Annotated in this window: 12 protein-coding genes; 10 read left to right on the top strand and 2 right to left on the bottom strand. The window is 47.9% G+C overall.

Annotation, left to right across the window (positions count from 1 at the left end; genetic code table 11):
- Window positions 1–3: 3 nt before the first annotated feature.
- Window positions 4–1,005, bottom strand: a complete 1,002-nt coding sequence (gene pseB / locus CWB99_RS16315; protein WP_138550005.1) for a UDP-N-acetylglucosamine 4,6-dehydratase (inverting) — start codon at window positions 1,003–1,005, stop codon at window positions 4–6.
- 226 nt (window positions 1,006–1,231) lie between these two features.
- Here pseB and CWB99_RS16310 point away from each other — a divergent pair, with 226 nt between their 5' ends.
- Together CWB99_RS16310 and CWB99_RS16305 are read left to right on the top strand one after the other, a co-directional pair.
- A complete protein-coding gene (locus tag CWB99_RS16310; protein WP_054015610.1) occupies window positions 1,232–2,017 on the top strand; it encodes a flagellin in 786 nt (261 codons plus the stop codon).
- 362 nt (window positions 2,018–2,379) lie between these two features.
- Window positions 2,380–3,822 (top strand): sigma-54 dependent transcriptional regulator, encoded by a 1,443-nt coding sequence (locus CWB99_RS16305; protein ID WP_138550006.1) that lies wholly within the window; start codon window positions 2,380–2,382, stop codon window positions 3,820–3,822.
- 244 nt (window positions 3,823–4,066) lie between these two features.
- Here CWB99_RS16305 and CWB99_RS16300 read toward each other — a convergent pair whose 3' ends face one another.
- On the bottom strand, window positions 4,067–4,681 hold the full coding sequence (locus CWB99_RS16300) for a DNA-3-methyladenine glycosylase I (RefSeq protein ID WP_138550007.1): 615 nt from the start codon (window positions 4,679–4,681) through the stop codon (window positions 4,067–4,069).
- Window positions 4,682–4,864: 183 nt separating this feature from the next.
- On the opposite strand from CWB99_RS16300, the gene CWB99_RS16295 reads away from it, so the two are divergent.
- The 8 genes from CWB99_RS16295 to fliJ all read left to right on the top strand — a co-directional run bounded on the left by CWB99_RS16295 (window position 4,865) and on the right by fliJ (window position 13,445).
- Window positions 4,865–5,977, top strand: coding sequence for a sensor histidine kinase (locus tag CWB99_RS16295; protein WP_138550008.1), 1,113 nt, complete (start codon window positions 4,865–4,867; stop codon window positions 5,975–5,977).
- The gene (locus CWB99_RS16290) at window positions 5,974–7,386 is read left to right on the top strand and encodes a sigma-54-dependent transcriptional regulator (protein WP_138550009.1); all 1,413 of its coding nucleotides are present in this window, start codon (window positions 5,974–5,976) and stop codon (window positions 7,384–7,386) included. Before CWB99_RS16295 ends, CWB99_RS16290 begins: the two co-directional genes overlap by 4 nt.
- Before the next feature lie 231 nt (window positions 7,387–7,617).
- The gene (gene fliE, locus CWB99_RS16285; protein ID WP_138546246.1) at window positions 7,618–7,959 is read left to right on the top strand and encodes a flagellar hook-basal body complex protein FliE; all 342 of its coding nucleotides are present in this window, start codon (window positions 7,618–7,620) and stop codon (window positions 7,957–7,959) included.
- 20 nt (window positions 7,960–7,979) lie between these two features.
- Window positions 7,980–9,701 carry a flagellar basal-body MS-ring/collar protein FliF gene (gene fliF / locus CWB99_RS16280; RefSeq protein WP_138550010.1) on the top strand — a complete coding sequence of 574 codons (1,722 nt, stop codon included), beginning with the start codon at window positions 7,980–7,982 and terminating at the stop codon, window positions 9,699–9,701.
- A complete protein-coding gene (gene fliG, locus CWB99_RS16275) occupies window positions 9,694–10,734 on the top strand; it encodes a flagellar motor switch protein FliG (protein WP_054015617.1) in 1,041 nt (346 codons plus the stop codon). Before fliF ends, fliG begins: the two co-directional genes overlap by 8 nt.
- 3 nt (window positions 10,735–10,737) lie before the next feature.
- On the top strand, window positions 10,738–11,553 hold the full coding sequence (fliH, locus tag CWB99_RS16270; protein ID WP_138550011.1) for a flagellar assembly protein FliH: 816 nt from the start codon (window positions 10,738–10,740) through the stop codon (window positions 11,551–11,553).
- Between the two features lie 102 nt (window positions 11,554–11,655).
- A complete protein-coding gene (fliI, locus tag CWB99_RS16265) occupies window positions 11,656–12,999 on the top strand; it encodes a flagellar protein export ATPase FliI (protein WP_138550012.1) in 1,344 nt (447 codons plus the stop codon).
- A complete protein-coding gene (fliJ, locus tag CWB99_RS16260) occupies window positions 12,999–13,445 on the top strand; it encodes a flagellar export protein FliJ (RefSeq protein ID WP_138550013.1) in 447 nt (148 codons plus the stop codon). Before fliI ends, fliJ begins: the two co-directional genes overlap by 1 nt.
- Window positions 13,446–13,449: the final 4 nt, after the last annotated feature.

The following is a 13,449-nucleotide window of genomic DNA, read 5'->3' as shown; positions in this document are numbered from 1 at the left end:
AGGCTAGATCAATGCCTGAGCATTAAAGGCTTTAATGGCTTCGACGGACAGATAGTCTGGGTTACTGAGTGAATTGTACTCAAATCCAGGTGCTACAGCATGACCTTGCTCCCCGAGTGCATTGGTATCAAAGTCATTACTGCGGCTACTAAACTTAATGCCGGGCGCGATGACAAAGTGATCGCTAAATTCAAAGGTATCAAAGCAGAGATCTTCGGGACACATTACTTCGTGCAGCTTTTCTCCGGGGCGTATACCGATTATTTTATGTGGCAGTTGCGGTGCCATAGCGGTGGCAAGATCCACAATGCGGATAGAAGGGATCTTAGGTACAAAGATCTCCCCACCCAGCATACGCTCAAAGTTCTTAAGTACGAAGTCCACCCCCTGCTGAAGACTGATCCAGAAGCGCGTCATATCGGCATGGGTAATAGGGATATGGTCGCAACCTTCATCGATAAAGCGTTGAAATACAGGAACAACCGAGCCTCTTGAACACACCACATTGCCGTATCGAACGACAGAGAACAGGGTTTTATGTCCACCTGCGATGTTATTTGCTGCAACAAACAGTTTATCGGAAGCCAGCTTAGTGGCACCGTAAAGATTGATCGGGTTAGCTGCCTTATCCGTTGACAGCGCAATCACCTTTTGGACGTTGTTATCGAGCGCAGCCTCAATCACGTTCTCAGCGCCATTAATATTGGTTTTGATGCACTCCATGGGATTATACTCAGCTGCCGGCACTTGTTTGAGTGCTGCGGCATGGATCACATAATCGACGCCCTGCATGGCACGATAAAGGCGGCTTTTGTCTCGAACGTCACCGATAAAGTAACGCATGCAAGGGTCATTAAATACTTGCTGCATCTCAAATTGTTTTAGCTCATCACGAGAAAAAACAATAATTTTCTTTGGCTTGTATCGGGTAAGTAATGTCTTAACATACTTTTTGCCGAATGAGCCGGTGCCGCCTGTGATAAGAATGGTTTTGTTGTCAAACATAAAGTCCACCTAAAGGTGCATTGAATTCTTTACAGTATAGAAAAAGGTATGACTGTAAGAAACTCGCCTAACTAAAGATAAAAAAGTGATTACTCAACACTTTATATCAGTTATGGAGTTTTTGCAGTAAATATACCAAGCGTAGTATTCAATTTCTGACAATAGATGACTTTTTGAACACAAAGGAGTAGACTTAACTTAATATAACACCTGATGGGGAGGCGTTATGCAGATAAAATCTCAAAGCAATAGTTTTTTTAACCAAGTTGATCAAACCAATAATAAGCTGAATCAACAGCTTGCTAGCGGTAAAAAGGTCAACTCGGCAGCAGATGATGCGGCCGCACTACAGATCATCAACCGTCTGACATCGCAACAGGAAGGGTATAATCAATCTATCCGTAACGCTTACGACGGCATTTCATACTCTCAAACGACAGAGTCAGCTTTGTCTGGAGTGAATGATGCTGTGTCGCGGATCCGCGAGTTGTCACTTCAGGCTGGAAGCGGTGCGCTGACTGACAGCGACAGGCAAGCTCTTCAAGAAGAAGTGACTCAGTTACAGTCACAGATCACGGATACGTTTGAGAATACGACGTTTGGTGGACAGGCACTATTTGATGGCAATCAAACCAGTTTTCAGGTTGGTCCAGACGCGAATACCACTCAAGGTTTCACCGCATCGGACGGTAGCTTCGCAAACCCTATACTGAGTGTTGATATTTCAACGCAGGCGGGTGCACAAACTGCCATTGACGCGGCCGACCAGGTATCGGAAGCGCTGAACACGCAAAGAACGCAGCTAGGGGCGTTTGAAAATACGCTTAACAGTACCATACGTGGTCTGGGTACGCAACGAGACAATATCGCGGAAAGTCAAAGCAGGATCCAAGATACTGACTATGCCAGTGCCGTAGCTGAACAAACGGCCAATGACATCTTATCTCAGGCCTCGATTGCATTGCGCGGTCAGGCTAATCAGTCAGCTTCGTCTGTTTTAGGTCTGCTGTAGGTACACTGTGGTCTCAACAAGTATTTCATGAAAGCCAGCGAATCAACGCTGGCTTTTTTGTGCACTTTACCCATGGTTGAGCGCCCTCCCTGCACGTTGATGTAACGCAATCATACAGTAGTCGTCGCTACTTACTACCTGCAATGAAAAAAGTCATTCAGCATACTTACGCACATGTCCCCTTAAAATGTACGCCCCTCTGATTTTTCGACACTTTAATCCTTAAGTATTGATTTAGCGCATAGGCGGTGGCGTTTTTTTGGCGTTGATGTCAAAAACTTGCCACTTAGGTATTGCATCCCCATGTCACTGACTTACAATCAATACTATTGATATAAACAAAGAAGTTGGATCTTACGGGCATGATTACGATCCTCGATAACAATAATAACAGAGCATCTGGACTGGCAGCGGCATTGGGCTTTGTTGGTCAGCCAGCTCAGGTAGTTGCGGAGTCTGATTTTACTCCAGCGCGGTTAAGCAATCTGCAGGAGCCTGTGGTCATCCTGGGGGCTTTGTCGCAATTAGAGCATGAGGCGTTGATTAAGTCTTTGCCCGCCGTCCCGTTCCTGTTAATTGGGGAAACGTTAAGGCCGCTACTTGCTCTTGCCAACGTCATTGGCCTCATCACTGAGCCTTTTGGTCAGGAAGTGACAATGCAATTGTTACACGACTGCCAGCAATACTTGCGCATGCTGCCCGGGAAATCGACTCAGCTCAATGACGCTAAGTCGTTTGATGGTCTGGTAGGTGATACCAAAGCCGTTAAGGAAGTGCGCTTTTTGATCTCTCAGGTGGCTAAAACAGATGCCAATGTATTGATCCTTGGTGAATCAGGCACAGGTAAAGAGGTCGTCGCACGCAATGTACACTTGTTATCCAACCGCAATTCTGGCCCGTTTGTACCGGTTAACTGTGGTGCTATCCCCGGTGAGCTGCTGGAAAGCGAGTTGTTTGGTCATGAGAAGGGCGCATTTACCGGGGCAATCTCGGCACGTAAAGGACGCTTTGAGTTGGCACAAGGTGGTACTCTGTTTCTCGACGAAATAGGTGATATGCCATTGCAAATGCAGGTTAAGCTGTTGCGTGTTTTGCAGGAGCGTAGCTATGAGCGCGTTGGTGGGACCAAGCCAATTCAGGCTGATGTCCGTGTGATCGCAGCAACACACCGCAACCTGGAAATCATGATCGAAGAGGGCAAGTTCCGTGAGGATCTGTTCTATCGCCTAAATGTGTTTCCCATCGAGAACCCGTCACTACGAGAGCGTGCTGACGACATTCCATTATTGTTAAAAGAGTTGCTACGCCGCGTAAGTGAGCAAGGTGGTAGTTCGGTCAAATTTACCGATCGCGCAATTGAAAGTCTCAAGGCACATGGTTGGCCAGGCAACATTCGCGAGCTGGCTAATTTGGTAGAACGTATGGCCATTATGTTCCCTGAAAAAGTAGTAGATGTGACGGATCTGCCCGGTAAGTATCGCTACATCGACGTCGAAGCCTATGAGCCTGAGTATCCCGAAGAGCTGCTGGAAAAAGACGTTTTTAACGAGTTGTTCAGTGACGGATTCAGCGACTTTGAGGATGAAGAAGAAACACTCGAACAAGGCAGTGCAGAAACTGGCCTGGGATTATTACCAGACGAAGGGATCGAGCTTAAAGAGTACCTGGCTGAGATGGAAATTAGCCTGATCACTCAGGCACTTGAGCGCTATGATTATGTGGTCGCCAGAGCCGCAGAGATATTGGGTGTACGCCGTACAACGCTGGTCGAAAAAATGAAAAAATACAACCTGAATCGCGACTAGAAGTAATCGTAACACACTGAAAAACGGCGCTTTTAAAGCGCCGTTTTTATGGCCTTGGAAATGCTCTCTGGCGATTTTTCTGGTAGGGTGGCCGGGGCGAAAAAGCAAAAATCATCCGGTGTTTTTGTTTCTAATTAATAACAACTGTTCTAAATGAGCAGTTTTTAACACCGTTTGCGGCATATTTGTTCCTTCAAATTGAACAGGTATTCAGTGAAATTGGCATAAGTTACACTGATGTACGCTACTTTTGAGCACTTAGCGTCTCTTTAATATCCAACTGCTGATATGCCTCTATAATAGGTGCTTTGCAAAAGCAGTCTTCGTGATGATCATTGACCATGCCGCAGGCCTGCATATGGGCATAAACTGTGGTAGGTCCAAGAAACTTGAAGCCACGCTTTTTTAAATCTTTCGCAAATTGTGTGCTTATCTCTGTGGTTGCCTGGTAATCTTCAGGACTGTGGATCGTGCTTACAATTGGCGTAAAATCAACAAACCGCCACTGGTAGTATGCAAAGCTGCCAAATTCCTGCTGTATTTCAATAAAACGTTTTGCGTTATTAATGGTTGCCTGGATTTTGAGCTTATTGCGAATGATCCCCGTGTTTTCCATCAGCCTGGCTACGTCACTGTCTGTCATCGCTGCAACTTTGTGCGGTTCAAATTGGTGAAACGCCTCGCGATAATTATCTCGTTTTTTTAGAATCGTGTACCAGCTCAGGCCTGCCTGTGCTGACTCCAATGTAATAAACTCGAACAATTTAATGTCTTCGAGGACTGGCTTTCCCCATTCATCGTCATGGTAAGCCACGTAATCCGGCTTACTTAAATCAACCCAGTGACAGCGTGTGCGCATGATATTTTCCGTAAGTTAGGTGATGTACATATACCAGTTTAGCGTATATTGAAGTGCTGTACAAATAAACAGTGTCAAACTTTTGAAGGTGTTTTACTCTACGTAATTCACTGAATTTAAAGTGAAATAAAGTTGGCACGTCAATTGCTTTTTACAGGTATCTAGGTTTAAGAGAGCAATATCATGGCATTAGCAAAAGTGATTAATCCACAATTTGTGCCAACGACTCAGTACAACCCTTGTTTATTGCAAGAGGCGTACATGGGTGAGCTGAGCGATCTGCGACAGCAGGCCAGCTGGTTGGGTCATCTGGTTGATACCATGCCTGCGGGGGTGGTGGTACTGGATGGTCAGGGCATGATAGCCAAGGCGAATCAGATAGCAATTGATATGCTGGGTGAACCACTGGAAGGTGAAAAGTGGTTCAGTATTATCCAGCGCTCTTTTAGTCCACAGCAGGATGATGGCCATGAAGTCTCGCTTAAAGACGGGCGCCTTATCAAGCTGGATATTACAGCACTGACGCCAGAACCTGGTCAGTTGATACTGATGACGGATCTGACGGAAACCCGACGCCTGCAGGCACGTGTTGCACACATGCAGCGCCTGAGTGCGCTGGGCAAGATGGTTGCCTCGTTGGCTCATCAGGTGCGCACGCCTTTATCCGCAGCCATGCTGTATGGCGCCAATTTGGGCAGTAGTAAGCTGCCAGCTCAGTCTCGAGATAAATTTCACACTAAGTTGATGTCTCGCCTGAAAGATCTTGAAAATCAGGTCAATGATATGTTGTTGTTCGCAAAAAGTGGCGAGCAACAGGTGATTGAGCGTGTTTCAATGCAGCAGTTGCTGAGTGAAGTCAAAGCGGGGGCTGATGCGATGGTGTTGCTGCACAAAGCACAGTTGACCGTTGAACTACCTGAGCCGGATATCGAAATTCTGGGCAATAAAACAGCGCTGGCCAGTGCAATTCAGAATCTGATCCACAACAGTGTTCAGCATATTGGTGCCGGTGCCAAAATAGAGATATGTGCCAAGCGTGAGCCTGGCACAGACACCGTGCGTATCAGCGTTTCCGATAATGGCCCTGGTGTTGACCTGAGTCAGGCAAGCAAATTATTTGAACCCTTTTATACAACTAAATCTCAGGGCACCGGCCTGGGGTTAGCCGTTGTGAACTCCGTCGCCCATTCTCACAAAGGTCGGGTTGACGTCAAGAACAATGAAAGTGGAGGAGCATGTTTTAGCATGTTACTGCCTATTTCCAGCGAACATTCATCATTACAGGAGGCCGTATGAGCAACAAAATTTTGGTTGTCGAAGACGATGCCGGGTTGCGTGAAGCACTGATAGACACCCTTGAAATGTCGGGGTTTGAGTGCGTCGAAGCAGATAGCGCTGAACAGGCAGTCATATTGTTAAAAGAGCAGGTATTTTCCTTATTGGTCAGCGATGTACAAATGGGGGCCATGAGTGGCCTGGATCTGCTCAGAACAGTGAAGCTTAATTATCCCGAGCTGCCTGTGTTGATGATGACGGCTTATGCCACTATAGATGACGCGGTTGAAGCCATGCGCCTGGGGGCGATTGACTATATGGCTAAGCCATTTGCACCTGAAGTATTACTTAACATGGTCAGCCGTTATATGCCGGAGAAAGAGAAAGAAACCGACGGCCCGGTGGTTGCTGACAGTAAAAGCCTGGAGTTGCTTGAGTTAGCTAAGAAAGTAGCACGTTCTGATGCCAGTGTGATGGTGCTGGGCCCAAGCGGTTCAGGTAAAGAAGTACTCGCGCGCTATATTCACGACCGCTCGGATCGTGCAGAACAGCCTTTTGTGGCAATTAACTGTGCCGCTATCCCAGAGAATATGCTTGAAGCAACATTGTTTGGCTACGAAAAAGGGGCATTTACTGGCGCAATTGCAGCTTGCCCAGGCAAGTTTGAGCAAGCACAAAAGGGCACTATACTCCTTGATGAAATCACCGAAATGGATCTGGGCTTACAAGCTAAATTGTTGCGGGTATTGCAGGAAAGGGAAGTAGAACGTCTTGGAGGCAGAAAGACCATTGAGCTGGATGTCAGAGTATTGGCGACCAGTAACCGAGATCTTAAAGAAGCCGTTAATGATGGCGTCTTTCGCGAAGACCTTTACTATCGTTTGAATGTCTTTCCTTTGACCTGGCTGCCTCTTGCGGAGCGTGGTGGGGATATTGTTCCGCTAGCTGAGCACCTGTTACAGCGTCACTGTGACAAATCCGGCAAATTGACACCTGTGTTATCACAGAGTGCGCAGGATAAATTGCTCAGTCATCGTTGGCCGGGTAACGTCAGAGAGCTGGATAACGTGGTGCAACGAGCCTTGATTTTGCAACAGGGAACAGAGATCACTGCTGACGACATTTTTATTGAGAACTTTTCACCGCGATCAGTAAGCACACCGCAGCAGCCAGTTGATCAGGCTCTTACACCTGCGCGCCACGATGCTGAAGAGGTCAGTTCGATTGCCATTAATGTGAATAATGACGATGCTGAGGGGCTTAATTATAAAGAAGAGCTTCAGGACAAAGAGCATCAAATCATTCTGGATACACTTTCCCGGTGTAATGGCAAGCGTAAGGACGTCGCCGAGCTGTTGGGGATCAGCCCCAGAACGCTTCGTTACAAGCTTGCCAGAATGCGTGATCTGGGCTTACCTGTCCCTGCCTAGGTGTAATATCAAATTCACCTGATTAAGCAAATTGGTATAAAACCCCATTGTCCGGACATTTAATGTGTTCGGATAATGGATCATTTCTGTAGATAGGATCGCGCAATTACCCCGCTGTCAAAAAACCGACCTGCCAAAATTGATCATAAGACACTGATATTTAAGATAAATGCACTTGGCACGCTTTGTGCTTTATTAGAGTTATGTATAACTCACAAAGTGAGCCAGACCATGAAAATTCAATCTACCGGACTTTACCAGGAAATGCAGGCAATGGCCTCAGAAGCCGGCCGCGTCAGACCACAGGATCCGAATAAGCTGCCAGTTCAGGCAACGGCTGCTACTTCAAGCGCCCAGTTTGGTGACTTACTCAGCGATGCACTTAATACGGTTGCTGGATTACAGCGTGACGCTAAAGAAAAGGTGACTGCTGTTGAAATGGGTGACCGCAGCGTGTCTCTGGCTGAAGCAATGATTGCCAGAAACAAAGCATCGGTGGCCTTTGATGCCACAATGAATGTCAGAAATAAGCTGATAGAAGCTTATAAAGACATCATGAGCATGCCGGTATAATCAGAGTTTAGCGGAGAGTAATCGTGGCTACTAATCAATCAACCGATCTGGCACTTGCTGATGGACAAACGGTTCCCGGTGCAGGTGGCGAAGCAGATACGCAACAAGAGCAAAAATCGGGCTACTTTAGTGCTTTAAGCGGTGTTGATATGCTCCGCCAGGTTACTTTGGTGATCGCACTGGCCATCTGCCTGGCAATTGCGATTTTTATCATTATCTGGGCACGTCAGCCTGATATGCGTCCGTTAGGTCAATACCCTACAGAAGAGCTGGTTCAGACGCTGGACTTTCTCGATGCACAGAAAATTGAGTATGACCTGGATGGCAACACCATCATGGTGGCTGAATCTGATTATCAGGACATCAAGCTGAGAATGGCCCGTGATGGATTCAGCCAGGCACCCAGCAGTGGTACTGATATTCTGATGCAGGATATGGGCTTTGGTGTGAGCCAACGTCTGGAGCGTGAGCGCCTTAAGCACAGCCGTGAACAACAGCTGGCCCGGACCATCGAAGAGCTGCAGGATATTAACCGCGCTAAAGTTCTGCTGGCTATTCCAAAAGAGAATGTATTTGCACGACGCGAAAAACAGCCGTCAGCGACTGTAGTCGTAACGCTTAAACGTGGTCGGACACTGGATAGTGAAGAAGTAGATTCCATTGTTGATATCGTTGCTTCTGCGGTACAGGGGTTAACACCAGCACGTGTTACGGTGACAGATCAGAATGGTCGTTTGCTTAACTCTGGCTCTCAGGATTCTCTGGCAGCACGTTCTCGCAAAGAATATGAGATAGAACGTAAGCGTGAACAGGAATACCTGGAAAAAATCGACAGCATCATGATCCCTGTCGTTGGTCTGGGTAAGTATACCGCACAGGTTGACCTGACCATGGACTTCAGCGCGATAGAAGAAACTCAGAAACGTTTTAACCCGGATTTGCCCGCGGTACGCAGTGAAACCACGTTTGAAGAGAACAATGTGGGCGGCCTGGCGGTGGGGATCCCTGGTGCGCTAACGAACCAGCCTCCGGTGAACTCAAATATTCCAGAAGTAGCTGGACAAGGCAATGGCTCGGGTACAACCCCGTCACGTATACACAAAGAAGCGACACGTAACTACGAGCTGGACACCACTATCTCACATAAGCGTCAACAAACCGGCGTGATCCGTCGCATCAGTGTCTCGGTTGCTGTGGACTACATGAATAAGCCTGATGCTGAAGGCAATATGGTTATGACACCGCGTTCTCAGGAAGAACTGAATAACATTCGTCGCTTGCTGCAAGGTGGGGTGGGTTTTGATATGCAGCGTGGTGACGCACTGGAAGTGGTGACTGTACCTTTTGTACGTGAAAATATTTTGGAAGAAGGCGACTTGCCCCTTTGGGAGCAGGAATGGTTCATGAAAACCATCCGTCTGGTAATGGGCGCGCTGGTCATCATAGTGCTGATTCTGGCGGTCGTCAGACCTATGCTGAAACGTCTGATTTACCCAGAAGATACGCTTGAAGAATATGATGAAGATGCACTAACCTCAGGAGTAGACCTTGGTGACAGCACTTTAGATATGTTAAACAATGACTTTGATGAATCAGCAGTTGGCTTCTCTTCCGATGGTACATTACAATTGCCAGACTTACATGGTGATGAAGATTTGCTTAAAGCTGTCCGTGCACTGGTTGCCAATGAGCCAGAGCTGTCTTCTCAAGTAGTCAAAGCATGGTTAACCGAAGATGAGTGATGAAGAACAAAAACAACTGCCGCCGGCGTTCGATGTAGACAAACTGGATGGGGTCGATAAGGCCGCCATCCTGCTACTGAGCCTGACGGAAGAAGATGCCGCCCAGATCCTGAAGCACCTTGAGCCTAAGCAGGTGCAAAAAGTGGGTATGGCAATGGCGGCACTCGATGACTTATCGCAGGCCAAAATCAGTGCGGTCCATAATCTGTTTATCGAGCAAATTCAGAGTTTCAGTACCATTGGCTTCCAGTCAGAAGACTTCATTAAGAAGGCACTGACTGCGGCACTGGGTGAGGACAAAGCTGCCAGCCTGATCGACCAGATTGTGATGGGATCGGGCGCTAAAGGTCTGGACTCTCTGAAGTGGATGGATTCCAAGCAGGTTGCCAACATTATTCGTAATGAGCACCCGCAGATCCAGACGATTGTGTTGTCTTATCTCGAACCAGAGCAATCCGCTGAAATCCTCTCTCAGTTCCCTGAGAAAGTTCGCCTCGATCTGACAATGCGGATCGCTAACCTCGAAGAAGTACAGCCAGCAGCACTGCAAGAGCTGAATGAAATCATGGAGAAACAGTTCGCAGGTCAGGCCGGTGCGCAAGCTGCGAAAATGGGTGGCCTTAAAGCCGCTGCGGATATCATGAACTACCTGGATACCAACATCGAAGGTCAGCTGATGGACTCTATCCGTGAACATGATGAAGAGATGTCGCAGCAAATTCAGGATCTGATGTTTGTCTTTGAAAACCTCATGGATGTGGAAGATCGCGGTATTCAGGCGATTCTGCGTGAGGTACAACAGGATGTGTTGATGAAGGCCATCAAAGGCGCCGACGATTCATTGAAAGACAAGATTATGAAGAACATGTCTAAACGTGCGGCTGAGATGATGGCGGATGATTTAGAAGCCATGCCGCCGGTGCGGATCAGTGAAGTAGAAGCGGCGCAAAAAGAGATCCTGGCAACGGCTCGACGCCTTGCTGACTCAGGTGAAATTATGCTTGGCGGCGGTGGCGGTGAGGAGTTCCTGTAAACCATGGCGGAAAAAAAGCTATATCGTGGCAAGCCGGTCAGCTCCGAAGCATTAGATGAGTTACTGGAAAACTGGCCAATCCCTAATGTAGAAGAAGACTTAAGTAAATATTCCGGGCGCTCCACGGCAATGGGCACGCCACTTGAGGAGCTTTATCAGCAAAAAGTACAACAAACTGCGCCTGAGCCTGAGGAAGAAGAAGTACCCATGCTCACGCTGGAAGAGCTGGAGCAGATCAGACAAGATGCATTCGAAGAAGGCCTGAAGCAGGGTCACGAGCAAGGGTATATTGAAGGCTTTGACAAAGGTGTTAGTGAAGGGAAAGAAGCCGGTTATAAAGAAGGCGTGACACTTGGTAAAGAGCAGGGGATTGAAGAGTCTAAACCGTTGATTGAAGAACGTCTTCAATCGCTGTCTGCATTACTGGAAGCGACACAAAAGCCGTTGCGACAAATTGACGAAGCCGCCGAAAAGCAACTGTTGCAGCTCGTCAATTTATTGGCAGAGCAAGTCATCTTCGAACAAGTTAAAACCCGACCCGAGCTTATTCTGCAAGCCTTGAAAAAGGGGCTTGATGCGCTGCCACTGCACGATACACAGATGCGAATTAATCTGCACCCTGAAGATCTGGCGTTAGTCAAAGAAGCCTATGGAGAAGAAACCATTGCCGAGCAGCATTGGCAGCTGGTGCCCGAACCAACGCTTGAGCGGGGTGGGTGTCACATCAGAACGCCGGACTCATCCATCGATTTGAGCCTGAAAAATCGTATTAGCGAAGTACTGGGCAGCTTTTTACAAGACAGTGGTGTAGACCCTTAACACTTTTCATTACTCGGTACCTGCTGGTGGAGGTACCGCCCTTTCTAAAAGTTGGTTAGGTTTTTGCATAAGTGGATTATCGCAAATTTTCACTGATAGCAAATGACAATATCCAGTTCATCAGAGCAGCCACTGGCAGAGCGCCTGCAAAAATTTCAAAAATACATTCAACCCTATGGGGTTGCGGTGGCAGGCAGCCTGACTCGTGTCGTTGGCTTAACTTTGGAAGCTAAGGGCCTAAACGCACCGGTTGGCAGTCAGTGTAAAATAGAAACAATACGTGGCTTTGTGGATGCTGAAGTCATTGGCTTCAATCAGGACACGCTTTACCTGATGCCGAACGATCATATCTCAGGCGTGCTACCCGGTGCCCGGGTTATTCCACAGATCAAAGAGGCTGGCTTGCCTGTGGGTATGAGCTTATTGGGTCGAGTCGTGGATGGCCTGGGCCGGCCTTTGGATGGCTTAGGCACGATTGAAGCCGAAACTCATCTTAAATTTGCGCAGTCAGCCATTAATCCTTTGGCCAGGCGCCCAATCAAAGAACCTATGGATGTAGGTGTTCGTGCAATTAATTCTATTGTCACGGTCGGTCAGGGTCAGCGGATGGGGTTGTTTGCGGGCAGTGGTGTCGGTAAATCCGTCCTGCTAGGCATGATGACACGCGGCAGTGAGGCGGATGTTATCGTGGTGGGGCTGGTCGGTGAGCGGGGACGAGAAGTTAAAGAATTCATCGACGAGATCCTGGGAGTTGAAGGGCGGCGTCGCTCAGTGGTGGTGGCGGCACCCGCCGATGCGTCTCCGTTGATGAGACTAAAAGGGTGTGAGAGCGCTGTCACAATTGCTGAATACTTTCGAGATCAGGGGCTGAATGTCTTGTTATTGCTTGACTCTGTAACTCGCTACGCCATGGCGCAACGTGAAATCGCACTGGCGGTGGGAGAGCCGCCAGCAACGAAAGGTTATCCGCCTTCCGTATTTGCCAAACTGCCCGCGTTGGTTGAACGTGCGGGAAATGGCGGTGAGGGGCAGGGTTCTATTACCGCCTTTTTCACCGTACTGAGTGAAGGGGATGACATGCAGGACCCAATCGCGGACTCTGCGCGTGCAATTCTTGATGGTCATATTGTTTTATCTCGCGACCTTGCTGACAGCGGCCACTATCCGGCAATAGATATCGAGAAATCTATTTCCCGGGTGATGCCTCAGGTGGTATCAGACAGTCACATGCAACAGGCCAGGGTACTCAAGCAGGTGTATTCCATGTATCAACAAAATAAAGACATGATCACGTTAGGGGCCTATCAGCAGGGGAGTGATCCTATGCTGGATCAGGCCATTAATATGATGCCAAATATTAATGCCTTCTTGCAGCAGGGCATGAAAGATGTCCTGCATTACGATGAATGTCTGCAAGGCCTGGCACAACTACTGGGACAAGGCTAATGGCAAATAATAAACTCGATTTACTTTATAAACTTGAAAGTGAAAAAGAAGAAAAGCTCCGGCTCAGCTTTATCCAGGCGGAGCAAAACTTTCACGCTAACCAGCAAAAGCTCACTGGTCTGAACGAGTTTCGTCTTGAGTATAGTCAGCAGCTGCATCAAAAGGCTTTGCAGGGCCTGTCTAGCGCCGGGTTTGGCCAATATCATGCTTTTATCAACAAAATTGAAGAAGCCATTCGCCAGCAGGCCAACACAGTTGCAACCGCTAAGCGGGTGGTCGATCAACGCCGCAAGTTATGGTTAGAGCAGCAGGTTAAGGCCAAAGCAATCGCGAAACTGATTGAGAAAAAAGCGCTGGAACAGCAGCAGAGGCTTGCAAAAGCAGAGCAGAAAATGCTCGACGAGTTTGCGACTAATATTTTTATGCGTCGTAAGCAGGCCTATTAAGGTA

This window comes from Pseudoalteromonas rubra, from assembly GCF_005887095.1.
Classification (GTDB): domain Bacteria; phylum Pseudomonadota; class Gammaproteobacteria; order Enterobacterales; family Alteromonadaceae; genus Pseudoalteromonas; species Pseudoalteromonas rubra_E.
The sequence above is the reverse complement of the archived record's forward strand: the minus strand, read 5'-3'. Positions and strand labels throughout refer to the sequence as shown.